Origin of the sequence: Nocardiopsis sp. CNT312, assembly GCF_000515115.1 — a bacterium.
Lineage (GTDB): Bacteria > Actinomycetota > Actinomycetes > Streptosporangiales > Streptosporangiaceae > Nocardiopsis.
In genome coordinates, this window is the sequence record NZ_KI911536.1 from 258856 (window position 1) to 281847 (window position 22992).

Below are 22992 nucleotides of genomic sequence, written 5' to 3' on the forward strand. Positions count from 1 at the left end.
TCATGGGACCACCCCATGGTCTGTGCCGGGATGGGCGGCTCGACGCCCAGCGACGAGGAAGCAAGGAAGGATCGCCATGGACTTCCCCCGCAGCCTCGACCATCTCGTGTACGCCGTTCCCGACCTGGCCGCGGGCACGGCCGCGTTCGGCGAACGCACCGGTGTGGTCCCCGCCCCGGGCGGACGCCACCCCGTCGGCAGCGCCAACGCCCTGGTCGCGCTCACGGTGGACCACCGCCGCGCCCCCACTACCTGGAGGTCGTCGGCCCCGACCCCGAACGCGGCGACCCCGGTCCGGTCCGCGTGTTCGGCCTGGACACCCCGGAGGAGCCGGCCGCCTTCGCCGTGCGCGCAGACGACCTGGACGTGGCGGTGGAGCGTGCGCGGGCCGCCGGACACGACCCCGGTGACGTCGAGCCCTGGTCCCGGGCCAGACCCGACTGGACGGTGCTGCGCTGGCGGCTGGCCAAGACCGAGGGCATCCGCCCCGACCCCGTGCCCTTCCTCGTCGGCTGGGGGACACGCCCCAGCCCGGACTGGGCGGCCTGCCCTCCCTGGAACCGGTGTCCCTGCGTGCCGAGCACCCCGACCCGTCCGGGACCGAGCGGATCCTCGCGCCGCTGGTGGTCGGCGTCGGTGCCGAGCCTGTGCCGGAAGCGGTTCTGGAGGGGCCGCGCGGTCGGCTCGTCCTCGGTTCGCGGGGCCGGTCAGGCGCTGTGCACGACCGTGTGCCCGGGTCCGCCGACAGGCCCGGGCTCGGGTTCCCGGCGCATCCGTGGACGCGGCGGGGGTCAGCGCTCCGGCCGCTCCGGGCGGTCCGAGGCGGCCGGAGGCGGGGTCACTCCGAGGGCTGGGGGACCGGCGGGCACTCGACGGTCGGGTTGACTCCGAAGTAGTTGAGAGGTCCGACGAAGATGGTCACCACGGTGCTGCCCAGGGACGAACAATTGGTTTCCTCCGCGCTGAAGTACCCGCGCTGGAAGGCGGCGAAGATACCGATGACCAGCCACAGCACGACGAGGACGGAGAGGACGATACTGGTGCGCACTTGGTGCCTCCTGGGGGAAGTGGGCCGACCCTTTCGACGGCCCACGGGGGTAGGAATCGCCGAGTATCTACCCAACCCGGTGGGTTCCTCACCAGGACGGTAACGCACATAGCGTGGTCGCGAACACAGCCCTCACGGATCGAAACGCCAGCGCGTGGGTCCGCACGGGGCCTCGTCGGAGGGGAAGGCGTACACCGTCGTAGGCACGACGGTGTACACCGCGTACGGCGGCGGCCCGGCGGTCGGGGCGCCCTCCGCGCCAGTGAGGAGGGCGCCCTCGGCCTGCGGGGCCCACCCGTAGGCCTTCGCGTAGGCGTCGGCGACGCGCCGGACGCGCCCGTGCTCCTTCACCCGCTGGACGGTCCCCTCGACCACCACGTCCAGCCCGGCCGCCTGGAAGGCCAGGCTCGCCTGGGGGGACACCGACAGCAGCCGCGCCTTGGCGGTGTCCTCGCCCGAGGCGAAGCAGGGCCGGCCCGAGGCCCACACCACCAGCAGCGGCCGGGTGTGCGGCGGCCCGTCCTTGCCCGTCACCGTCAGCCAGGACGTTCCGGGCTCCGCCTCCAGCAGGGGCAGGACCCGGTCCCAGGAACCGGGTTCGGCATCGGTCAGGGGCTCGACCCGTGGGCTCTGGTGCATGTCGCGCTCCTCGTGTCATCGCTCGTGCGTGCACGGTCACACTAACCGTCGGTGGTGACAGAGGGCGGCACCGTCAGCGCCCGGGTTCGGCGGGGGCGCGCCGTTTGGGCCGTGCCCGCACGTGGAGGCGCTCGCCCTGGGGGCCGAAGAGGCTGAGGATCTCCGCGGGCTCCCCACCGGCGGCACCGAACCAGTGGGGGAGCCGGGTGTCGAACTCGGCGACCTCGCCGGGCCCCAGGACCAGGTCGTGGTCGGCCAGTACCAGGCGCACCCGGCCGGAGAGCACGTAGAACCACTCGTAGCCCTCGTGGGTGCGCGGATCCGGTGTGCTCCGCAGCGGGGGCAGGACCATCTTGTAGGCCCTGGGCGATCCGGGGGAGCGGGTCAGCGCGATCGCCGTGCCGCCGTGCGCGTGGACCGGGGTGAGCCGGACCCGGGGGTCGCCGACCTCGGGGGCGCCGACCAGTTCGTCCAGGGGCACCTGGTGGGCCTGGGAGATGGGGAGCAGGAGTTCGAGGGTGGGGCGGCGCCGACCGGACTCCAGGCGGGACAGGGTGCTGGTGGAGATGCCGGTGGCCTCCGACAGCGCGGCGAGGGTGAGGCCGCGCTCGGTACGGGCCCTCCGCAACCGGGGCCCCACCCCTGACAGGGCGCTGTCGATACTCGGTTCGCTGGACACGCGGCCCATCCCACCCTCCGGGGCCGACTCTGGCAAGGGGACTTGCCGGTCCGGCAACGATGATTGCCTCCCTGCGCGGGCCGTGCGCACAGTGGTGCCCCATCGCCCCGGCCGGGGCGTTCCCACGATCAGGGCAGGCCCGCATGAGCGCACCAGAGCACCACCACGACCACGGCGCACACGAGCATCAGCACCACGGCGGTGCCGACTGGGACGCCATGAGCGCCCATCTGGAGCTTGAGGCCCGGCTGCACCGCCCCTACCTGGAGGCCGCTGCCGACTGGATGGACGGGCTGCTGGGCGCGGACGGGGCACGGGTGCGTCGTCTGCTCGACGTGGGCAGCGGCCCCGGCGTGGTCACGTGCCTGCTGGCCCGGCGCTTCCCCTCCGCGGAGGCGGTCGCCGTGGACCAGTCCCCGGCGCTGCTGGAGCGCGTCCGCGCCCGTGCCGCCGACCAGGCCCTCGCCGGGCGGGTGGGGACTCTCAGGGCCGAGCTGCCCGAGGACCTGGGCAAGCTCGGTGAGGCGGACCTGGTGTGGACGAGCCACGCGGTCCACCATGTCGGGGACCAGCAGGCGGCGCTGGACGGGCTCGCCGCCGTGCTGCGCCCCGGCGGGCTGCTCGCGGTCGCCGAACGCGGGCTGTCCCTGCGCTGCCTGCCGCGCGACATCGGCATCGGCCGTCCCGGGCTCCAGGCCCGGCTGGACGCCCTGCACGAGGAGCTCTTCGCGGACATGCGCGCCGACCTGCCCGGGTCGGTGCCGGTGGTGGAGGACTGGCCCGCGATGCTCGCCCGCACCGGACTGGCCCCGGCCGGGTCGCGGACCTTCCTCACCGAGTACCAGGCACCGCTGGGGGACGAGGCCCGCGCGTACCTGCACACGCGTCTCAGCAGGTTCGCCGAGGTGTTCGACGACCGCCTCGACGAGGGTGACCGTGCGACGCTCAAGCGGCTGGCCGACCCCGACGACCCCTCCGGGATCCTGCGGCGCGCGGACGCCTTCCTGCTCTCGGCGACCACCGTGCACGCGGCCCGCCGAGACTGAGGGGCCGCGGGTCAGTTGCCGGCCTTCCAGTCGATGAGGACCACGGCCTGGTCGCCCACGACCCACCCGTCGTGGGCGGGCGGCACACACGCCACCTGCCCCGCCCCGAACGTGATCTCGGTGCCGTCGTCCATCCGGCAGCGCAGCGTGCCGGACTCGATGAACGCGCAGTGGTCCATCATGCACAGGTCGGTGCCCACGCGCTCCTTCATGTGCTTGGACCACCGCCAGCCCGGTTCGAGGGTCATGCGGATGACGTTCATCCCGCCGACACTGACGGTGTCGAGGCGGGCCAGCTCCATCTCCTGGCTGTCGGCCGGGGCCGAGAAGTCACCGGCCTCGGGGCGGGCCGGGTGCCCCTCGTCCCAGGCCTGCACGGTCGACTGGTGGACGATGCGCCCGTCCCGCAGGTCCAGCATCGTCATGCTCATGACCTTGTTGCCGTCCGGGTAGGAGCAGCGCTCGGTGTAGGCGGCGTGGTCCCCCTGCACGACGCACTGGAGCACCTCGTGCGTCATGTCCCTGGAGAACAGCTCCCGCATGGTCTGCTCGATGGCCTCGCGGCCGCGCAGCACGGTCGGGGCACTGGGCGGGGTGCGCTGGTCGATCATCTCCATCTCGGCGTCATCGGAGAACTGCGCCACCAGCGTGTCCGCGTCACCGGACGCCACGGCGCGCTTGAGCGTGTCTGCGTCGAAGAAGCTCTGACGGGCGGACATGGCAGGCCTCCCTCGTCGGGTTCGGGCCGCCTCCTGAACGGGTGGCCCCACTACCCAGCGTGCGCCTGTGGCGGGTACCGGTTCGCCCAAGAACGGGTCATGTCGCGGCCACCCGCCGATGGCGGATTCTCAGTAGCGACGCCTGAGCGTTAATATATTTGGCTCAAGCGAGGCATTCGTGCTTCTGCGTCTCGCACATTCCAGTGATACGTTTCCGTCATGCCGACCTATCAGATCAGCGAGGCGGCGGCGATCCTCGGCGTCAGCGCCGACACGGTCCGTCGCATGGCGGACTCCGGCCGCCTCGCCGCCGCCCGCGACGCGTCGGGCCACCGCACGCTCGACGGCGCCGAACTCGCCCGGTACCTGCGCGCCGCCCCCGAGGACGACCCCGCCCGTACGTCCTCCTCCGCGCGCAACCGCTTCCGAGGCCTGGTCACCAGCGTCGAACGCGACGGCGTGATGGCGTGCGTGGAGATCCAGGCCGGCCCCCACCGGGTGGTCTCCCTCATGAGCCGCGAGGCCGCCGACGAACTCGGCCTGCGGGTGGGGGCCCTGGCCACCGCGGTCGTGAAGTCCACCAGCGTCGTCGTCGAGACCGCCGGAGACCGCCATGCCTGAGCCCCGCCCCCGCCCCCCGCGCCGCACGGCGCTCCTCGCCGCCGCACTCCTGGCCCTGACCGCCTGCTCCGCCGGCCAGGACCCAAGGGCGGAGGGGACCCTCACCGTCCTGGCCGCCGCCTCCCTCACCGACGTCTTCACCGCCCTCGCCGGGGAGTTCGAGACCCGCAACCCCGGAACGGAGGTCGAACTGGCCTTCGCGGGCAGCAGTGCCCTGGCCGCCCAGATCAACTCCGGCGCCCCCGCCGACGTGTTCGCCTCCGCCGACACCGACACCATGGCCCTGGTCGCCGACGGTGCCGGACTGGAACCCGCGTGGGCGGCCGAGCACGGCGCGGCGGGTGCGGTCTTCGCCACCAACACCCTGCGTATCGCCGTACCCCCCGGCAACCCCGCCGAGGTGGCGGACCTGGCTTCTCTGGCCGACGCGTCGGTGGCCACCGCCCTGTGCGCGCCCGAGGTCCCCTGCGGTGCCGCCACCGCCGCCGCCACCGACGCGGCCGGAGTCGAGATCACCCCGGTCACCCTGGAGGAGGACGTCCGCGCCGTCCTGACCAAGGTCGCACTGGGCGAGGTCGACGCCGGACTCGTCTACGCCACCGACATTGCCGCGGCCGGGGGCGCGGTCGAGGGCATCGGCTTCCCCGGGTCCGCCGCGGCGGGCAACGACTACCCCGTCGCGGTGCTCGCCGGCACCGACACCCCGGACCTGGCCGCCGACTGGGTCGACCTGCTGCTCTCCGAGACCGGTTCCGGCGTGCTCACCGACGCCGGGTTCGGCACGCCGTGACCGGCGAGTCCGCTCCCCCCGCCCGCCGCGGGCTGCGCGCCCGGCGGGGCCGCCCGCCCTGGATCCTCCTGCTCCCCGCACTGGTCGGCATCGCTTTCCTGGCCCTGCCCCTGGCCGGTCTGCTGCTGCGTGCCCCCTGGACCACGATGGGTGCGCGCCTGACCGAACCGGAGGTGCTGTCCGCCCTGTGGCTGTCGCTGTCCACGGCGACCGCCGCCACGGCCCTCTCCCTGCTCCTGGGTGTGCCGCTGGCCTGGCTGCTGGCCCGGACCGGGTTCCCCGGCCGCCGCCTGCTGCGCGCCCTGGTCACCGTCCCCCTGGTCATCCCGCCCGTGGTCGGCGGTGTGGCCCTGCTCCTGTCCCTGGGCCGCAACGGCCTGATCGGCCGCCACCTCGACGCCTGGTTCGGGCTGACCCTGCCCTTCACCACGGCCGCCGTCGTCATCGCGCAGGTGTTCGTGGCGATGCCGTTCCTGGTGGTGAGCGTGGAGGGCGCACTGCGCGGCGCCGACCGCCGCTACGAGGAGGCCGCCGCCACCCTGGGGGCCGACCGCACCACCGTCTTCGCCCGGATCACCCTGCCCGCGGTCCTGCCGGGCATCGGCGCGGGCGCGGCCCTGTGCTGGGCCCGCGCCCTGGGCGAGTTCGGGGCCACCATCACCTTCGCGGGGAACTTCCCCGGAACCACCCAGACCATGCCCCTGGCCGTCTACATGGCCCTGCAGCGCGACCCGGAGGCCGCCGTGGTCCTCAGCCTCATCCTGCTCCTCGTCTCCCTGGCCGTCCTGGTCGGACTGCGCGGGAGGTGGGCTTGAACACGAGGCAGCCGACCGGTGGGCCGGTGCTCGACGCCCGGCTGCGGCTCACCCGCGGCGACTTCTCCCTCGACGTCGGCCTAGAGGTCGCTCCGGGCGAGGTCCTGGCACTGCTCGGCCCCAACGGGGCGGGCAAGTCCTCGGCCCTGCGCGCCCTGGCCGGACTGCTCCCGCTGGGGGGCGGGCACGTGCGCATCGACGGCCGTGACCGGACCACCACCCCGGTCGAGCACCGCCCCGTCGGCATGGTCTTCCAGGACTACCTGCTCTTCCGCCACATGAGCGCCTTGGACAACGTCGCGTTCGGGCCGCGCTGCCAGGGGGTGCCCAAGGCGGCGGCGCGGCGCCGCGCCGCCGAACTCCTGGAGACCATGGAACTGGGGGCCTGCGCGCGCCTGCGCCCAGACCGGCTCTCGGGCGGGCAGGCCCAGCGGGTAGCGCTCGCCCGAGCTCTGGCGGTGCGCCCCCGGCTGCTGCTGCTGGACGAGCCGATGGCCGCCCTGGACGCCGGAACCCGTGTCGATGTCCGTGTGCGGCTCGGCCGCCTCCTGGAGGGCTTCGCGGGTGCGGGGGTCCTGGTCACCCACGACCCGCTGGACGCCATGGTCCTGGCCGACCGGCTCGCGGTGGTCGAGTCGGGCCGGGTGGTGCAGCAGGGCACCCCCGCGGAGGTGGCACGGCGTCCGCGGACCGCCTATGTCGCGCGTTTGGTGGGCCTGAACCTGTTCCGGGGCAGCGCCGAGGGCACCACGGTGACCGTGGGCGGGCCGAAGGGCGCGCAGCCGGTCCTGGTGCGTGTGCACGAGCCGTGCACGGGCGAGGTGCTCGTCGCGTTCCCGCCCCGGGCCGTCGCGCTGTACTCCGAGCGCCCGCACGGCAGTCCGCGCAACATGTGGCGGCTCACTGTGGAGGGGGTCGAGCGGTTCGGCGACCAGGTGCGGGTGAGGCTGTCGGGGCCGGCTCCGCTCGCGGCCGACATCAGCCCCGCCGCCCTGGCGGACCTGGGCCTGGCCCGGGGCACGGCGGTCTGGGCCGGTGTGAAGGCCGCCGAGGTCGAGTGCTATCCGGTCTGAGCGGCGTACGGCCCTGAGGAGGGGGATCTCTCCGGAGAGGGGCCGGGCTGGGAGGGGCATGCCGGGATCCGGCCGAGGAAAAACGGCGAAATACGGATATCTCACCCCGACGCGGGGGACACTGTACAACACCCGGTGATGACAGTCCTTCCCCCGGCGGCTGAGGAGGGTGCCATGTCCCTGAGAGAGCATGAGCGGAGAATCCTCGCGGAGATCGAGCGACAGCTCAGCGCGGAGGACCCGGATCTCGCCGGTCGCCTGGAGGCCTTCGGTACCGGCGACCCCGACGCCCCGGCCGAGGCCGGGCTCAGCGGCTGGAAACCGTGGGTGGCGTGCGCGCTCATCGCGCTCGCCACGACCGGTCTGCTGGTCCTGCTCTTCGTGCTCACCCCGAGTCCGCCTCCGGACCCGCAGACGCCCGCGACGCAGACCAACGAGTCCGTCGACCCGGTACCAGAGGGAGCCCAGCCGGCGACGGGCCCCTGAACCGCCGTGCGTACGCGGGGCCGACCCGGCGCGGGGCCGGCCCCGCGTGCGCACGGTCAGAGCGCGTTCGTGAACGCCGCTGCCAGCGGACCGGCCACCGAACCACCGCCACCGCCGCCCTCGACGACGATGGCGAAGGCGATGTCGCCCTTGTAGCCGACCATCCACGCGTGCGTGGGCAGTTCGTCGTCCTCGCCCTCGGGCGTGCCGAACTCGGCACTGCCGGTCTTGCCGTACACCTCGCCCTGGAACCCGGCCTCCTGCGCGGTCCCCCCGGTGACCACCGCGCGCATCATCGGCCGCAGGGCAGCGGCGCTGGGGAGCGCGGTCGGCTCCGGCAGGCCCTCTGACGCGGGTTCGGTGACCAGGACCGGGTGGCGCCAGGACCCGTCGGCGATCGCCGCGGGCACCGTCGCCATGTGCAGGGGCGAGGTGAGCACGTGGCCTTGGCCGATGCTCTGCGCGCCCAGCATGACGGAGCCCTCGGGGGAGGGGAAACTGGGTTCGAAGGTGGGAACGCCGATGTCGAGCGGCGCGTTCATCCCGAACTGCTCCGCGGTGGCCGTGAGCGCCTGCGGTGACAGCCGCTGGGTCACCTCGGCCACCAGGGCGGTGTTGCAGGAGGTCGCGAACGCCTCGGTCACCGTCTGGGTGCCGTACTCGCCCCCGCCCGCGTTGACGAAGGGCCAGCCGCCCGGGTCGTACTCCTTGGGGCACTCGACGGTGGCGTCCGCGGTCAGCCCCTGGTCCAGCAGTGAGACGTAGCTGATGATCTTGAGGGAGGAGCCCGGCGGGTACTGGCCCTCGAAGGCCCGGTTGAACCCGCCCGGAACGTTCGCCGCGGCGAGGATCTCCCCGGTGGAGGCGCGGACCGCGACCATGCCGACGGGGTCGTCGGAGCCGATGACGGCGTTGGCCGCCGCGTTCTGTACCGCTGTGTCGAAGCTGGTCACGACGTCCTGGCCATCGGCCCCGTCCAGGGTCGCCACCGTGTTCTCCTCGGTGGCCTCCAGGGAGTCGGGGTCCTCGGCCTGCTCGGCGTCGACCATCAGGATGGTGGTGGCGGCCTCTCCGGCGAGACGCTCCTCGTAGGTGCGCTGGAGCCCGGAGACGCCGATGGTGTCGCCGACTCCGTAGGCCGGTCCGAGCCGTTCAACGTCCTCCTCGGTGGCCTCACCGAGGGATCCGGCGATCATCGCCAGGGTGCCGGAGACGTCCGGGCCCTCCACGGGGGTGCCGTCCGCGGTGAGAATGCTGCCCCGCTCGCCCCAGACCGCGGTGCGCGCCAGGACCTGGCCCTCGCCGAGACCGGGATAGGCGACGCCGGGGGAGAAGTCCACCAGCCACGCGCCGTCCTGGCGCACCAGCGGGAGTTCGCCTTCCCAACCCCAGTCGCCGGAGCCCTGCATGGACACGGTGACCTCGTAGGGCGCACTGCCCGCCGAGCCGTCGACGGTGACTGCGCCGATTTCGACCCGGACCTCCTCCAGCCCCAGGCCCGCATCGATCCCCCCGAGGACCGCGGTGGGGTCGCCTCCGGTGGTCACGGCGGCCAGGCCCGCGTAATCGCGCTCCTCCCACGCTGCCGCGTAGGCGTTGAGGGTCTCCTCGGGCTGGGGCCGTGTCAGTACGAACCAGGACACGCCACCGCCGACCAGGGCGAGAGCGGCGGTTCCGGCGATGACGCCGATCAGCAGTCCGCGGCGCGACCTGCGTCTCTTGGATGGGGCCTGACCGGTGTCGAAGGGCTCCCCGGGATCCTGTGGTCCGGAGGGTCCGCCGCCGTAGAGGAAGTCGAAGTCGTCCGCGGGGCGTTCGGGGGCCGCCGCGGACGGCTGCGGACCGGAGCCCGGGAGCGGGGCGTGCGGTCCGGTGCCCGCGACGCCGCCCTGGTAGGCGGGTACGTCTTGACCGCCCCCGTCCGCGGGAACCGCCGACCAGGTGCGGGCGGCCGGGCCCTCGTCGGAGCCGCCGGGGTGCCAGCCCGGCGCGGAGGTGTCGCTGAGGCCGGGGTGCCAGCCCGGCGCGGAGGTGTCGCTGAGGCCGGGGTGCCAGCCCGGCGCGGAGGTGTCGCTGAGGCCGGGGTGGTAGGGGACGGGGGTGCCGTCGGCGGGGTCTGTCGGCCATCCGTGGGCGGCGGCCCCGTCGTGGGGGACGCCCGGTGCGGGGCTCCCACCGAGCACGACCGCGCCCCCGTCGGGGGCACCGGGGTGCCGTCCGTGTGCGGGGGTGCCGCCGGTGGGCCCGGGGGCGTCCGGCCGGGCCGGGGCCGGCGGCTCCTCACCCGGATGCCCTCCGGAGGTTCCGCCTCCGGGCGGGACCGAGCCCCACCCGGAGGCGGCGGTTCCGTCGTCGTCCCGGCCGCCGTGGACCGGGTGAGGTGGGAAAGGAGGCGCGGCGGGCGGGGGCGCGTCGGCACGTGGGTACTCGAAGCCGGTGGGACCCGCGGCCGGAGCCGGCCGCTGCGGAATGCGGTAGGGGTTCCCGGGGCGCCCCGGCGGGGTCGGTGTGTCGGCGGTGTCTTCGGGCGGCCTGGAGGAGTCCGGCTGCCGGGGGGACCGTTCGTCCACGCCTTGAATCCTTCGCTACGTCTGCTGGGGATACCAGAATGCCCCGCTCCCGCCGCGGGGCGGGAGCGGGGCACCAGGCTGAGGGTCGGCGTGGCGGTCGCCTCTCGGCGCTGGGCACAACGGGGCTCCTGTCCGCACGGTCACCCGCCCCGTGGGGCGGACGCCGTACGCGGTATTCCGCGAAGGCAATGGTTGAGGCCCGGGGGACACTTGCTACCACACCGACCAACAGTGACTCTAACCCATCCGGCCGCGCCGTTGTTCCCGCGGCCGGTGGCGACACACATGTGCAATGTCACGGTACGGGATACCCGGTTCGGGGAAGAGAGCGGCCGGTCCCGCAGAGGGGCGCGGGACCGGCCGGGGGAGATCACACGCCGGACTTACTCCTGGCGTGCGATGCTGGTCTGTTCCTCGCGGGTGCGCAGCTTCAGGCGCTTGCGCCCGCGCTCGGCACCCAGTTCCTCCTCGCGGGCCTCGATCCGCTGCCAGCCGTCCCAGGTGGTGTACTGCACACCGCGCTCCTCCAGGAGGGCCCTGAAGGCGACGGGGTCGGGCTCGGTGGCCGGGGTGAGGGAGTCGCGGTCGGCCACCAGGTGGGTGACGGTCTCCAGCGCGTCGCCCTTGGTGTGGCCGATCAGGCCGACCGGACCGCGCTTGATCCAGCCGGTGGCGTACACGCCGTCGATCGGGTTCTCGTCCAGGTCCAGGACGCGGCCCTCGGCGTTGGGGACCACGCCGCGCTCATCGTCGAAGGGCAGCCCGACCAGGGGCGAGCCCAGGTAGCCGATGGCGCGGTAGACGGCGTGGACCTCGTGGTCGACGTACTCGCCGGTGCCCCGGACACTGCCGTCGCCGGTCAGTTCCATGCGCTCGGTGCGCAGCCCGCTCACCCGGTCCTGGCCGGTGATCTCCACCGGGCGGTGCAGGAAGTGCAGGTGTAGGCGGTGCTCCTCCCCGCGGCGGTCGCGGATCGCCCAGTTCTGGAGGATCTTGACGTTGGTCTTGACCTGGTTGGAGGCCTCGCAGGCCTGAACGCTGCCCTCGTCCATCTCGAAGTCCTCGGGGTAGACGATGACCTCGACGCCGGGCTGCTTGTCCAGTTCGCGCAGCTCCATCGGGGTGGCCTTGCACTGGGCGATGCCGCGGCGGGCGAAGACGTGCACGTCGGTGATCCGCTTGGCGCGCAGACCCTCGTAGACGTTGTCGGTGATGTCGGTCTGAAGGAGGTCGTCGGCGTCCTTGGCCAGGATCCGGGCGACGTCGACGGCGACGTTGCCCGCGCCGATGACGGCGACGCTGGTCCCCTCCACGTGCCAGGACGGGCTGACGTCGGGGTGGGAGTCGTACCAGAAGACGAAGTCGGCGGCGCCGTGGCTGCCGGGCAGGTCGGCGCCGGGGATGTCCAGCGGGCGGTCCCGGTCGCTGCCGGTCGCGAAGATCACCGCGTCGTAGTGGCGGCGCAGGTCCTCGAGCTTGAGGTCGACGCCGTACTCGACGTTGCCGTAGAAGGTGACCTCGGGTTTGTCGAGGATCTTGTGCAGCGCCCCCTGGATCTGCTTGATCCGGGGGTGGTCCGGGGCGACGCCGTAGCGCACCAGTCCGTAGGGGGAGGGCAGCTTGTCGAGGATGTCGATGCTGACGGACGTGCCGCACGCGGACAGGGTCTCGTCCTTGGTGAGCAGGTCCGCGGCATAAATCCCCGCAGGCCCCGCACCCACGATTCCCACTCGCAGTGGTCGCGTCATCGCACAGCTCCAAGTCTTCGCGCCAGGGTCGGACGCCATTGGCAAGGCTTACCTAATCTAACCGGTGATGGCACCGGGAAAACCCACTATAGTGGTAGACAATTCCCCTCGCGGCTCTGGGAGTCCGAGGCGGGTCCGGAGCGGCCGTTCCGGTGGCGTGGCCGGTCGACGGCGGTCGCGCCGGCCCTGCGGGGTCGCTTCGAAGCGGCCCTCGACGGGGTTCAACGCACCGCCAAGAGCACTTAAGTCCGACCTTGGCTGTGGGGAAGATCACCCCTGGTGACGAGTGATTCCGGTCGGTGGGCGCGCTTCAGCGGCCCCGGGGCAGCTCGGCCTTGACCGACGAGGCGAACCGGGGCACCTGCTCCTGGCCGGAGAGCTTGGCGATGGCGGCCATGATCGTGTCCGTGGCCTCCCTGCGGGGCCGCGCCCTGTGCGCCTGGCCCTCCCACGCGGACAGGTCCACGGGCTCGCCGAAGCGCACACCCACCCGGTTGAAGGAGGGCACTCTGCGGCCTGGGGGCAGGATCCGGTCCGTGCCGGCCAGGGCCACCGGTACGACCGGGGCGCCCGTGGTCAGCGCGAGCCAGGCCAGGCCGGTCTGGCCCTTGTACAGGCGCCCGTCGGGCGAGCGGGTGCCCTCGGGGAAGATGCCGAAGACCTCGCCCTCGCGCAGGACCTCCAGGCTGCTGTCCATGGCCTCCTGCGCGCTCTGGCCGGGGCGGCGGTCCACCGAGAGCTGGCCGATGCCGCGCAGCGCGCGGGTGAAGAGGCGCCGGGGCAGAGTGCCCTCGTCGAAGAGCTCCTGCTTGGCGATGAAGCGCACGGGGCGGGGGCAGGCGACGCCGATGAAGAGCGGGTCGATCAGCGCCAGGTGGTTGGCGGCCAGGATCACCGGCCCCAGCCTGGGGACGTGGTGCACGCCCTCCACCCGCTGGGGCCACGCCAGCCGTGCCGTGGGGGCGATGACGACCTTGGCCGCTCCGTACAGTGACACGATGGCGTCGCCCTTCCGGTTCTCTCGTCGGCGCTCGTGGGGGAGGCGGGGCCCGCCGTCCGCTTCCGACCTTATCGAGCCGCTGGCGCGGGCTGTTCGGCGATCCTTGTGGATTGTCTGATTCGTACTACTGTCGTGATGTGGGTCACACGGGTTAGGCTCGTGGTCTAGACCTTCGCGCGGTGCGGGGGTCTCCCCGGACGGATGCGTGAGGCGCGGAGGAGTCATGGCGAAACTGGTCGACGTCAGCCACCAGATCACCGACGGGATGACCACGTGCCCCGGACTGCCGGTACCGGTGGTCGAGGAGGGCAGATCCGGGCCGTTGGCGGCCGTCGGCCACGAACCCGGCAGCGGCCGCGTCACCATGGCCGGGACCACCGGGACCTACGTACAGACCCCCTCGCACCGCTACCGGGACGGGGCCGACCTGGCCGACCTCGGCCTGGAGCGTATCGCGGGCCTGCCCGGAACGGTGGTCGACGCCGTCGCGGCGCACCGGATCGGTCCGGAGTCCTTCGAAGGACTCGACCTGCGGGGCCGCGCCGTCCTCCTGCGCACGGGCTGGGACCGGCACTGGCGCACCGACGCCTACGGCGACACCGGCCACCCCCACCTGACCGAGGACGCGGCCAAGGCCCTGGTGGACGCCGGAGCCGCCCTGGTCGGCATCGACAGCGTCGGAGTGGACGACACCTCGCCCGCCACCGAGGGCGCGCGCCCGGCACTGGGCGTCCTGCTCGCCGCCGGGGTCCCGGTCGTCTCCCACCTGTGCCTGCTCGACCGGCTCCCCGGCGGGGGGTTCTCCTTCTTCGCCGTCCCGGTCAAGGTGCGGGGGATGGCCGCCTTCCCGGTGCGGGCCTTCGCCCTCCTGGGCTGAGCGCCGCACCCGCCCTCAAAGGTCGGCGTCCACGTCCCCGCGCGCGCGGTGCTCCTCCCGCAGAGCGCGCCGCTCGGCCTCCTGCCGGGCGGCGTGCTCGTCCTGGGCGACGGCCCCCGCCATGGCGTTGGACAGCGCCCGCAGCTCCATGTTGATCCGCGGGTAGGCGGCCAGGCGCGGCAGCGCGCCCATCCGCGGCGTGCGCCGCTCCCGCATCGAGGCGATCAGCTCACCGAAGGCCAGATCCACCCGCTGCAGGGTGATGGTGCCCACCGGTTCGGCGCGTTCCACCGCCAACGCGGACAGCGCGAGGTACCCGGCGCGCTGGGTGGCCACGACCACCGGCCACAGCGGCTGCGTGGTGGCCGCGCGCGGTACGTCGCCCACAGCGCTCTCGTAGACACCGCGCAGGTTGACCAGGCTGGCGCGCATGTCGCGGCGGAGCTGGTATCGGTGCTCGGGCCCCAGAGGCACCTCCGGGTCCAGCACCGAAACCACGCACTGGCGGGCGGTGTCCAGGGCATCGGTGATCGCCTGCGGCAGCCGGGCGGTCGAGGCCCGGCGCCACAGCAGCAGCGAGCCCGCCAGGCCGAAGAGCGATCCGACGACGGTGTCGAGTACGCGCGACCCCGCCAGCGCCGTGATCGGGTCGGGCGCGGCCGTGTGCGACAGCAGCAGCGCCATCGGCGTGACCAGCACCGACCCGTAGAGGAAGCTGCGGCCCATGACCAGCTGGCTCAGTCCCATGAACGCCGCAGCCAGGACCACGACCGCCGACACCGGCGGATCGAACCAGAGCACCAGCGCGCCCACGGCCACCCCCAGCATGGTCCCCACCGACCGCTGCACCGACCGCTTCGTGGTCACGACGACGTTGCCGCCCTGGAGCACGGCGGTGGCGGTGATCGCGATCCAGTAGGAGCGGTCCAGGCCGATCCACAGGCCGAACGCGCCCGCCAGGGTCACCGTGATCCCCATGCGCAGAGCCGTGGGCCGGATCAGCGACTCCGTGCCCAGGCTGGAGCGCAGGGAGTCCCACAGGGCCGGATAGCGCTGGTCCTCCAAGGCGCGGGCCCGCTCGTCCTCCTCGTCGCGGTCCGGTCTGTGCGCCGCGGTGGCGGCCCGGGCCAGCAGGCCGTAGACCCGTGCCTCCAGGGCGCGGGGGCGCATCCCCTGGCGGAGGTCGTCCAGGTCCGAGGCCTCCGGCGCCCGGTCGGGCTCGGCGACCGCCGCCGCCATCCGGTCGGCGAAGCCGGCCGCCTCGCCGGGCAGCGGTTCGGTGCGCACCATGCCCACCTGGGTGACGGCCAGGTGGATGTCGGAGACCCAGCGCAGCAGGGAGCGCAGCCGTGCCGCGTGGGTGGTGGAACGGTAGCCACGGGTCTGGGCGAGCAGGACGGTGCGCCAGGCGTCGGCGACCGCCACCGAGGCCCGGTGCTGGGCGTGGTCGAGGTCGGGGGTGCCCACGGCGCGCAGGAGGGCGGCCAGTTGCCGGAAGGCGGCGGCCACCGCCCGGTACTCCGGACGGCGGGCACGGAAGGGCGCACCGGACATGGACACCGCCCAGCCGACGGCCGCGCCCAAGGCGGCCACGGCCGCGTGCTGGGGGACGTCGGACACTCCGCCGGGCGCGATCGTGGAGATCGCACCGACCATGACGAAGAACAGCGCGCCGGGGCGGTCCACCCGCCAGGCCGCGCACAGCCAGGTCGACACCCCCGCGATCAGGCCGATCGCGGCGGCTGCCGCCCACACCGACAGTGCCGAGGCCAGGGAACCCAGGGCGACGGAGGCGACGAACCCCAGGCCCACGACGGCCAGGGCGGCGGACCGGTAGACGTAGGGGGTCTTCTTCTCGTACAGGACGGTCATGGAGCCCAGGGCGGCGAGGGTGCCGATGTGCGGGCCGAACAGCCACGCCGCCAGGCCGAAGGAGGCCGCCATGGCGACGGTGGCCTGCACTGCGGTCGTCCACGCCCACGGACCGTGCTCCATACCGAAGAGCGCGCGCAGGTCGAGTGCGGGCCTGGGCCGGGCCGCCACCTCCGCCCGCCTGGGGCCCCGGTCCGCCGCTGAGTCCGTCGGCAGGGGGCCCGTGTCGCCCGTCGTTCCCAGATCTCGCACGGACCCCATCCTAGACAAAAGGGCTGAAACTAGGATCCTTGATGTACGCGGTCGGTATCCCGGTGCGCGAGCGCCTCGTCCCGCGCGGCCTCGGCCCGCTCGGCGCGCTCCCGCTCCCGGACCCGCGCCTCCTCGGCGGCCGAAAGGCGTGCCGCCGCGGCCGTGCGGGACTCCTCCAGGGTGATCTCCGCGTTGCGCCGCTGGGCGTCGAGCTCCCCGGCCAGCCGCTCGCGGTCGGCCGCGGCCCGCTCCAGTTCGGCGGTGAGCCGCGCGCGCTCGGCGTCGGCCGCCGCACGGTCGGCCTCACGGCGCTCGTGGGCCCGCTCCAGTTCGGTGTCGTGACGGGCCCGTTCCGCCCTGAGCGCCTCGACGGCCTCCCGGGCCCGCTCCTGCGCGTCCTCGGCGCGTGCCACCGCCCGCTCCGAGGCCAGGACCGCCTCGCCGCGCAGGCGCGCCTGCTCCTTCGCCTCGGACCTGCACCGCTCGGCCTCGGCGGCCGCCCGCTCCAGCCGGTCGGCGGTGTCGGCGCGCTCGCGTTCGAGCGCGGCGCGCGCCCGTGCCACCTCGTCCCGGGCGCGCCCCTCGGTCTCGGCGATCCTGCGCTCGGCGGCGGCCAGACCGGCGTTGGCCTCAGCGATCGCGGCACCGCGCTCGTCCCGGGCGCGCTCGGCCGCCTCCCTCAGGCGGTCGCGCTCGGCCTCGGCGGCGTCGCGGCGCCCGATCGCCTCCTCGGCGATCAGCTCGGCCGACCGGGTGGCTGCCACGGCGGAGGACGCCGCCTCCTCCGCGACCCGCCGCGCCGATTCGGCCTCGCGGCGCCGGTTCTCCGCCTCCAACCGCGCGGAGTCGGCCTCGGCGACCCTGCGCGCGCCCTCCAACCGGGCGGCCTCCACCTGGGCCTCCGCCGCGGCGGGGTCGCTCATGGTGGCGAACGCCTCCCGGGCCGAGTCCAGGGTTTTCACCATCTGCTCGCTCTGCACGGCGAACCGGGTGAGCAGGTCGTCGGCGCGTAGGCGGGCGGCGGTCACCGGTTCGGTGCCCTTGGCGGGTACGACGGAGGCCGTGGCCGCATCGTCGGCACCGGAGGTCCCCACCGCCTCCTCGGCGATCCGCTCGGACTCCTGCGCCAGCCTCTGGCGCTCCCGCCAGGCGCGCCAACGTGTGTGCTCGGGCAGGTCGCAGTACTCGGGCGGGCGCCCGGGGGAGGATCCGCGGGGCACCGGACGGTCGCAGCCGGGAAAGTTGCAGGTGTTGGAGTCGGAGGTCGCCACGGGGTGAGCGTAGCGCCTCACCCGCCTGCGGCGCCGGGGCGTGCCGGCGCGGAGCGGCCCCCGTGCCGGGCACGGGGGCCGTGTGGGGGAGCGGGGGGACGGGCGGGGTCAGTCGTGCGCGCCGAAGGCGTCGACGCGGCAGACCATGGTGGTGACGAAGGGCTGGAACCCCTCCTGCTCCAGGAAGCGGATGTCCTCGGAGCTGGTGGCCAGCGCGGAGAACTCGATGTCGCGCACGCCCATCGCACCCAGCTGGCGGCGCACCTCCTCCAAGAGTTTGGAGCCCACGCCGGTGTCGGAGTACTCCGGGTCGATCGCGAAGGTCTGCACCACCGCGACGCGCTCACCGCGGTCCCAACTGCCCTGGGAGCTCTCCTTGACCGTCACCATGGCGTACCCGGCCGGGTCGTCGCCGCTCTCGGCGAGGATGGCCATGGTGTCGGGGTCGGTGAGCCAGGCCAGGTACTGGGCGCGGCGGCGGCGCCAGGACTCGTCCATGCTCACGGCGCTGATGATGTCCGCCAGGTGCGGGGCGGTGACGGTGTGCTGCTGGTGGAGCGCGCCCCACAGGTCCGCGAGTTCGTCGATCTCGTATGCGCCCAGGTAGCGGAAGCTGAGAACGCCGACGTCGGACGGTCGCGGTTGGGTCATCAGCGAATTTTGCATGATCTTCTCACCCGTTCCACCAGCACTGGGTGCTGATCCCCTGGGGTCGTGCGGCACGGACCCGTGGCTGAACTGTGCGTCTGACTCTACGTTCCGGGTTTGGGGTGAAGTGTCGCCAACACGGGGAAAGAGCGACACGAGATCACACTGAGAGAAGAAAAAGAGAAATTCTTTGACCGGGCCGCGGGAAGGGGTGGTGCTGGTCCGTCCGGGCGGCCCACAGCACCCGGACGGCCCAGCACCGCCCTACGGTGTGCCCGGGGCGCCCTCGGGCGCGGAACGGGACCCTTCGGCCTCGCGTACGAAGAACGTCGCCGCGAACGCGAGGGTGAAGACCACCGCGCCCACCGTGAAGGCCGTGGTGATACCGCCCAGTTCCGCGGCGACCGGGCCGGATCCGTCGGCGGCCAGGCCGGCGGCGACCGCCGACATCACGGACACGAACACCGCGGTGCCCGCCGCGCCCGCCAACTGCTGCAGGGTGCCCACCACGGCACTGCCGTGCGCGTACAGGGCGGGACGCAGCGAACCCAGGGCCCCGGTCATCAGCGGCGTGAACATGAAGCCCAGCCCCAGGCTCAGCGCCGTGTGCGCCGCCACCAGGGCTGCCACAGGTGTGTCCGGGCCGAAGGCGGTCATCGACCAGAACGCCAGCGCCGCCACCGCGGCCCCGGGGCTGATCAGTGGACGCGGGCCGAAGCGGTCGTAGAGACCGCCCACCACCGGTGCCATCAGGCCCATGGCCAGACTGCCCGGCAGCAGGGTCAGACCGGTGACGAGCGTGTCGTGGCCCAGGACGTTCTGCATGTAGAACGGGATCAGGATGATCAGCCCGAAGAGCGACATGAAGCTGACCGCCATCAGGACCGCCGACAGGGCGAACTGCCGGGAGGCGAACACCCTCAGGTCCAGCAGGGCCCGGTCCTCGCGCTGCAGGCGCACCTGCCGCCACACGAACAGCGCCAGAGCGGCGGCGCCCACGGCGATGGACAGCCCCGGAGGGGCCGGGGAACCGGCTTCGGCGCCCTCGCCCAGACCGGAGAACCCGTAGACCAGACCGCCGAAGGCCAGAGCCGACACGACCACCGAGACCACGTCGATGCGGGCCGGGCGCGGCTCGGTGACGTTGCGGATCAGGGCCGCGCCCAGTCCCAGCCCCAGCAGGGCGATCGGCAGGACCAGGCCGAAGATCCAGCGCCAGTCCAGCGCGCCGAGGATGATCCCCGACAGGGTCGGGCCGATGGCCGGGGCCACGGCGATGACGACGGAGATGTTGCCCATGGTGCGGCCGCGGCGGTCGGCGGGCACCGTGTTCAACACGGTCGTCATCAGCAGCGGCATCATGATCGCGGTCCCCGACGCCTGCACGACGCGGCCCAGCAGCAGCGCCGTGAAGTCCGGCGCCACGAAGCACAGCAGTGTCCCGGTGCTGAACAGTGTCATCGCCGTGATGAACACCCGCCGGAGGTGGAACCGCTGGAGCAGGAACCCGGTGATCGGGATGACCACGGCCATCACGAGCATGAAGGCCGAGGTCAGCCACTGCCCGGTGGAGGCGGTGATGCCCAGGTCCTCACTGAGGGAGGGCAGGGCCACGCTCATGATCGTCTCGTTGAGGATGACGACGAACGCCGAGACCAGGAGCAGGGGGACGACCAGGCGCGCCCCGCGCCCGTCGTCGCCCCCCGGATGCGTTCCGTCGCCGGCGGTCGTCTCTTCTTGCCTGGTCACATGCGTCCTTGCGTGCTCGTCTGCGGACGTGGGAAACGGGGGGCTGCGGGCGGCGCCCGCCTGCCCGACGCAGACGGGAAACCGCTCCCGGGGCGGCAGTATTCCGGGTAGAGGGGATGGATCGACAGTGGTTTTCCGCCCGGAGCCCCGGGCGAGCAGGGGGAGGGAGGCCGCCCCGTCCGCGCGGACGGGGCGTGCCATCCGCCGGCCGGAGGGGAAGGCGTCCTCACCGGGAGAACCAGAGGTGCCGGGGCACCGCGGAGTACGAAAGCGCCACCGCCATGCACTAACTTGGTGCGAATCATGGCTGCCACATCTGACTCTGACCTCGAACTGCTGCGTGCCCACGAACCCGTCCTGCTGTGCACCAAGGGCGAGCTCTTCTTCCCCACCCGTGTCGACAACTACGTGCGCAACTGCAGCCTGTGGATCGAGGATCCAGGCGGCGGCGAGCGCGTGCTCGTGCCCGCCGGGGAACTCACCCTGGAACGCCTCGCGCAGGCCGAGGACGAGTGGCCCGGGCGCCACAAGCACCTGAGGTTCGTCCAGAAGGAGACCCTGCGCGAGGAGGCCCGCCGCTTCCGCGGCAGCGCCCGCACGGTCATCCCCAAGAGCGGGCGGCTGGCCGCCGTCGGCGTCCTCGGCCGCATCCTCGACATCCTGATGAAGTTCTCCCTGCTCATCCGGGGCGCCGTACCCGGCGGGGTCAGCTTCGCGGCGGTGACCCGCTTCCGTGAGCGCGTCGACGACGGCGGGGCGACCTACTACGGACGCGTTCTGCGCGAGGGCGGCTACGTCGTCCTCCAGTACTGGTTCTTCTACGCGATGAACGACTGGCGAACGATCTACGGCGGCGTCAACGACCACGAGGCCGACTGGGAACGCGTCACCGTCTACCTCGCCGAGGACCCCGACGGCACCGTCCGCCCCGTGTGGGTGGGTGCCTCCTCGCACGAGTACCAGGGCGACGACCTGCGCCGAAGCTGGAGCGACCCCGAACTGCACCGGTCCGGGGACCACCCCGTCGTCTACGTCGGGGCCGGCTCGCACTCGCACCAGATGCTGCCCGGCGACTACCTCATCCAGGTCGACCCCTCCATCTTCCGCGGCCTCGTCCGCGTCTGGCGGGCCGCCACCCAGCGCCTCTTCCGCTCGGACAGCGCCATCAACCGGCACGGCATCGGTGTTCCCTTCGTCGACTACGCCCGCGGCGACGGCATGCGCCTGGGGCCGGGCGGCGACCGGGAGTGGACCCCGGTGCTCATCGACGACGACACCCCGTGGATCCGCGGCTACCGCGGACTGTGGGGCCGCGACACCGGCGACTTCTTCGACGGTGAGCGCGCCCCCAGCGGCCCCCGCTACGAGCGCGACGGCACCGTCCGCCGGTCCTGGGCCGACTCCCTGGCCTGGGTGGGCCTGCACAAGGTCGCGCCCACGGAGGAGGAGGCCCGTGCCGGCCTGCGCGCGCACGTCCGGGACCTGGAGCGGCGCAGCGAAGAGCTGGACGCCGAGATCGCCGAGCGCCGCGACCGCCTGCGCCGCCTGGACGCCGCACGCATGGTGCTCGGACGCCGGGCGGGCTCGCGCCCCCGCGCACGCGAGTACGCCGAGCGTATGGAGGTCCTGGAACAGGAGCTCGCCCAGGTGTACGAGGAGCGTGTGCTGGTCGCCGACGAGCGTGAGAGCCACCTGGAGGCGCTGGCCGCCGACGCCCCGCTCCTCCCGGACCCCACCGGACATCTCAAGGCCCCCCACCGCCCCTACTCCTCGGGCAAGCAGCAGAGCACCCGGTTCCTGCACGCGTGGGTCGCCCTGAGCACCCCGCTCCTGCTGCTGTCCCTGGCCGCCACCCTGTTCCTGCTCGACGGGACGACCACCCTGTACGCGATGCTGGGCGTGGTCGTGGCCTTCGCGGCGGTCGACGCCGTCGCCCGCCGCAAGTTCCTGTCCTTCCTCACCGGCCTGGCGATCCTGGCGGTGGTGCTCGGCCTCATCGTGGGCGTGGTGGTCTCCTTCGTCCTGGACTGGCGCATCGCCCTGGCCGTACCCATCGCTGTGATCGTCGCGGTCCTGCTGGTGGTCAACGTCCGCGACCTCATGCGCCGTTGACCGGGACCGGCCGACGGGGCGTCCCCGAACCCGACCCGCTGTTCGACACACCGCCCGTAACCGTGGCACCGGGGGCCGTCCACCTGCCCGGCTGGCTGTCCGCGGACCGGCAGGCGGCCCTGGTGGAGGACTGCCGTCGCTGGGCGCGCGCGGGCATGGTCCGCCACCGCATGCCGGGCGGCGGCCTCATGAGCGTGCGGATGCTCTCGATGGGATGGTTCTGGAGTCCCGCACGCCACCCTCCGCCGGACACACGGCGGCACGGCGCCCCACCGGGCTACAGCCGGGCGCTGCCCGACGGCAGGCCCGTCCCGCCCTTGCCCGGGGCCCTGGCCGAGCTCGCTGCACGCGCCGTCCGGGACGCCCTGGGCCGCTCCCCGGACCCCCGCGACCCCTACGACGTCGCCCTCGTCAACTTCTACGGCCCGGACGCACGCATGGGGATGCACCAGGATCGCGACGAGCGCTCCCGCGCCCCGGTGGTCTCACTCAGCCTCGGCGACACGTGCGTGTTCCGCTTCGGCAACACCGAGACGCGCGACCGCCCCCACACCGACCTCGTGCTGCGCAGCGGCGACCTGTTCGTCTTCGGCGGGCCCTCGCGCGCGGCCTACCACGGGGTGGCGCGGGTACGGCCCGGCACCGCGCCGCCCGGACTCGGATTGGAGGGGCGGCTCAACATCACCGTTCGCGCCTCCGGGCTGGGCCGGTGAGGGGCGCGGCTACCGGGGCCCGCGGGCGACTTCGCCGAAGGTGCCGACGACCGCCCCGAGGGCGAACATCGACGCCTCGTCCTCGTCCATGTGGACGATCCCCGCGGGAACGCGGACCCGGTAGGGCTTGGGTTCGGCGGCCCGGATCTCCAGGCCGTCGATAATCCTCTGCCCCTTGAGCATGAGGAGGGCCTCCTCGACCCTGCCCGTGCGGTCGCCGCGTGACCAAATCGACATGGGCCCACACTAGCCACCCGCGGTGTC

The 22992-nt window shown here is 73.3% G+C and carries 22 protein-coding genes and 1 pseudogene; 11 read left to right on the forward strand and 12 right to left on the reverse strand.

What is annotated here, in order from left to right; translation table 11 throughout:
- Positions 1-76 precede the first annotated feature (76 nt).
- Positions 77-166: pseudogene (locus tag B042_RS26900) on the forward strand (VOC family protein); the annotation flags it as partial.
- Positions 167-303: 137 nt separating this feature from the next.
- Positions 304-885: a VOC family protein gene (locus tag B042_RS25320; RefSeq protein WP_255342360.1), complete on the forward strand. Its 582-nt coding sequence runs from the start codon at positions 304-306 to the stop codon at positions 883-885.
- Here B042_RS25320 and B042_RS0118075 read toward each other — a convergent pair.
- From B042_RS0118075 to B042_RS0118085, 3 genes are all read right to left on the reverse strand, one after another.
- A complete protein-coding gene (locus B042_RS0118075) occupies positions 839-1048 on the reverse strand; it encodes a hypothetical protein (protein WP_028649501.1) in 210 nt (69 codons plus the stop codon). The two genes, B042_RS25320 and B042_RS0118075, sit on opposite strands and share 47 nt — an antisense overlap.
- Positions 1049-1180: 132 nt before the next feature.
- Complete coding sequence (locus B042_RS0118080; RefSeq protein WP_028649502.1) at positions 1181-1687, reverse strand: pyridoxamine 5'-phosphate oxidase family protein; 507 nt, start codon at positions 1685-1687, stop codon at positions 1181-1183.
- A gap of 73 nt (positions 1688-1760) precedes the next feature.
- A complete protein-coding gene (locus B042_RS0118085; protein WP_028649503.1) occupies positions 1761-2375 on the reverse strand; it encodes an XRE family transcriptional regulator in 615 nt (204 codons plus the stop codon).
- Between the two features lie 134 nt (positions 2376-2509).
- Here B042_RS0118085 and B042_RS0118090 point away from each other — a divergent pair, with 134 nt between their 5' ends.
- Complete coding sequence (locus tag B042_RS0118090; RefSeq protein WP_028649504.1) at positions 2510-3412, forward strand: trans-aconitate 2-methyltransferase; 903 nt, start codon at positions 2510-2512, stop codon at positions 3410-3412.
- An 11-nt stretch (positions 3413-3423) separates the two neighbouring features.
- On the opposite strand, the gene B042_RS0118095 is transcribed toward B042_RS0118090, so the two are convergent.
- On the reverse strand, positions 3424-4131 hold the full coding sequence (locus tag B042_RS0118095; RefSeq protein WP_028649505.1) for a nuclear transport factor 2 family protein: 708 nt from the start codon (positions 4129-4131) through the stop codon (positions 3424-3426).
- Between the two features lie 219 nt (positions 4132-4350).
- Between B042_RS0118095 and B042_RS0118100 the strand changes: the two genes are divergently transcribed.
- From B042_RS0118100 to B042_RS0118120, 5 genes are all read left to right on the forward strand, one after another.
- Positions 4351-4752, forward strand: a complete 402-nt coding sequence (locus tag B042_RS0118100; protein WP_028649506.1) for a molybdopterin-binding protein — start codon at positions 4351-4353, stop codon at positions 4750-4752.
- Positions 4745-5542 carry a molybdate ABC transporter substrate-binding protein gene (gene modA, locus B042_RS0118105; RefSeq protein ID WP_028649507.1) on the forward strand — a complete coding sequence of 266 codons (798 nt, stop codon included), beginning with the start codon at positions 4745-4747 and terminating at the stop codon, positions 5540-5542. The genes B042_RS0118100 and modA overlap by 8 nt, the downstream gene beginning before the upstream one ends.
- Complete coding sequence (locus B042_RS0118110) at positions 5539-6357, forward strand: ABC transporter permease (RefSeq protein ID WP_028649508.1); 819 nt, start codon at positions 5539-5541, stop codon at positions 6355-6357. The genes modA and B042_RS0118110 overlap by 4 nt, the downstream gene beginning before the upstream one ends.
- A complete protein-coding gene (locus B042_RS0118115; RefSeq protein WP_028649509.1) occupies positions 6354-7430 on the forward strand; it encodes a sulfate/molybdate ABC transporter ATP-binding protein in 1077 nt (358 codons plus the stop codon). The genes B042_RS0118110 and B042_RS0118115 overlap by 4 nt, the downstream gene beginning before the upstream one ends.
- A 174-nt stretch (positions 7431-7604) precedes the next feature.
- Positions 7605-7916: a DUF3040 domain-containing protein gene (locus tag B042_RS0118120; RefSeq protein WP_028649510.1), complete on the forward strand. Its 312-nt coding sequence runs from the start codon at positions 7605-7607 to the stop codon at positions 7914-7916.
- Positions 7917-7972: 56 nt separating this feature from the next.
- Here B042_RS0118120 and B042_RS0118125 read toward each other — a convergent pair whose 3' ends face one another.
- The 3 genes from B042_RS0118125 to B042_RS0118135 form a co-directional block, all read right to left on the reverse strand.
- A complete protein-coding gene (locus tag B042_RS0118125) occupies positions 7973-10486 on the reverse strand; it encodes a penicillin-binding transpeptidase domain-containing protein (RefSeq protein WP_028649511.1) in 2514 nt (837 codons plus the stop codon).
- Between the two features lie 383 nt (positions 10487-10869).
- Positions 10870-12216: an FAD-dependent oxidoreductase gene (locus B042_RS0118130; RefSeq protein ID WP_028649512.1), complete on the reverse strand. Its 1347-nt coding sequence runs from the start codon at positions 12214-12216 to the stop codon at positions 10870-10872.
- Between the two features lie 328 nt (positions 12217-12544).
- Complete coding sequence (locus B042_RS0118135) at positions 12545-13231, reverse strand: 1-acyl-sn-glycerol-3-phosphate acyltransferase (protein WP_028649513.1); 687 nt, start codon at positions 13229-13231, stop codon at positions 12545-12547.
- 226 nt (positions 13232-13457) lie between these two features.
- On the opposite strand from B042_RS0118135, the gene B042_RS0118140 reads away from it, so the two are divergent.
- Positions 13458-14111 (forward strand): cyclase family protein, encoded by a 654-nt coding sequence (locus B042_RS0118140; RefSeq protein ID WP_028649514.1) that lies wholly within the window; start codon positions 13458-13460, stop codon positions 14109-14111.
- A gap of 15 nt (positions 14112-14126) precedes the next feature.
- Here B042_RS0118140 and B042_RS0118145 read toward each other — a convergent pair whose 3' ends face one another.
- The 4 genes from B042_RS0118145 to B042_RS0118160 form a co-directional block, all read right to left on the reverse strand.
- The gene (locus B042_RS0118145; protein WP_028649515.1) at positions 14127-16244 is read right to left on the reverse strand and encodes an FUSC family protein; all 2118 of its coding nucleotides are present in this window, start codon (positions 16242-16244) and stop codon (positions 14127-14129) included.
- Positions 16245-16264: 20 nt separating this feature from the next.
- Positions 16265-17506, reverse strand: a complete 1242-nt coding sequence (locus tag B042_RS0118150) for a hypothetical protein (protein ID WP_028649516.1) — start codon at positions 17504-17506, stop codon at positions 16265-16267.
- Between the two features lie 108 nt (positions 17507-17614).
- On the reverse strand, positions 17615-18157 hold the full coding sequence (locus B042_RS0118155) for a GNAT family N-acetyltransferase (protein WP_028649517.1): 543 nt from the start codon (positions 18155-18157) through the stop codon (positions 17615-17617).
- A gap of 261 nt (positions 18158-18418) precedes the next feature.
- Entirely contained in the window at positions 18419-19903 is a 1485-nt protein-coding gene (locus B042_RS0118160) for a DHA2 family efflux MFS transporter permease subunit (protein ID WP_028649518.1), read from the reverse strand.
- Positions 19904-20206: 303 nt separating this feature from the next.
- On the opposite strand from B042_RS0118160, the gene B042_RS0118165 reads away from it, so the two are divergent.
- Entirely contained in the window at positions 20207-22015 is a 1809-nt protein-coding gene (locus B042_RS0118165; RefSeq protein WP_028649519.1) for a hypothetical protein, read from the forward strand.
- The gene (locus B042_RS0118170) at positions 22012-22728 is read left to right on the forward strand and encodes an alpha-ketoglutarate-dependent dioxygenase AlkB (RefSeq protein WP_051415777.1); all 717 of its coding nucleotides are present in this window, start codon (positions 22012-22014) and stop codon (positions 22726-22728) included. Before B042_RS0118165 ends, B042_RS0118170 begins: the two co-directional genes overlap by 4 nt.
- Before the next feature lie 9 nt (positions 22729-22737).
- Here the strand turns inward: B042_RS0118170 and B042_RS23820 are convergent, their stop codons facing one another.
- Positions 22738-22965 (reverse strand): hypothetical protein, encoded by a 228-nt coding sequence (locus B042_RS23820; RefSeq protein ID WP_036555545.1) that lies wholly within the window; start codon positions 22963-22965, stop codon positions 22738-22740.
- Between the last annotated feature and the right edge of the window lie 27 nt (positions 22966-22992).

Excerpts from the sequence above, each read along its gene's own strand:
- B042_RS0118145 (WP_028649515.1), bottom strand. The coding sequence starts at position 16,244 with ATGGGGTCCGTGCGAGATCTGGGAACGACGGGCGACACGGGCCCCCTG.
- B042_RS0118090 (WP_028649504.1), top strand. The coding sequence starts at position 2,510 with ATGAGCGCACCAGAGCACCACCACGACCACGGCGCACACGAGCATCAG.
- modA (WP_028649507.1), top strand. The coding sequence starts at position 4,745 with ATGCCTGAGCCCCGCCCCCGCCCCCCGCGCCGCACGGCGCTCCTCGCC.
- B042_RS0118085 (WP_028649503.1), bottom strand. The coding sequence starts at position 2,375 with ATGGGCCGCGTGTCCAGCGAACCGAGTATCGACAGCGCCCTGTCAGGG.
- B042_RS0118080 (WP_028649502.1), bottom strand. The coding sequence starts at position 1,687 with ATGCACCAGAGCCCACGGGTCGAGCCCCTGACCGATGCCGAACCCGGT.
- B042_RS0118095 (WP_028649505.1), bottom strand. The coding sequence starts at position 4,131 with ATGTCCGCCCGTCAGAGCTTCTTCGACGCAGACACGCTCAAGCGCGCC.
- B042_RS0118140 (WP_028649514.1), top strand. The coding sequence starts at position 13,458 with ATGGCGAAACTGGTCGACGTCAGCCACCAGATCACCGACGGGATGACC.
- B042_RS0118120 (WP_028649510.1), top strand. The coding sequence starts at position 7,605 with ATGTCCCTGAGAGAGCATGAGCGGAGAATCCTCGCGGAGATCGAGCGA.
- B042_RS0118155 (WP_028649517.1), bottom strand. The coding sequence starts at position 18,157 with ATGACCCAACCGCGACCGTCCGACGTCGGCGTTCTCAGCTTCCGCTAC.
- B042_RS0118165 (WP_028649519.1), top strand. The coding sequence starts at position 20,207 with ATGGCTGCCACATCTGACTCTGACCTCGAACTGCTGCGTGCCCACGAA.
- B042_RS0118100 (WP_028649506.1), top strand. The coding sequence starts at position 4,351 with ATGCCGACCTATCAGATCAGCGAGGCGGCGGCGATCCTCGGCGTCAGC.
- B042_RS23820 (WP_036555545.1), bottom strand. The coding sequence starts at position 22,965 with ATGTCGATTTGGTCACGCGGCGACCGCACGGGCAGGGTCGAGGAGGCC.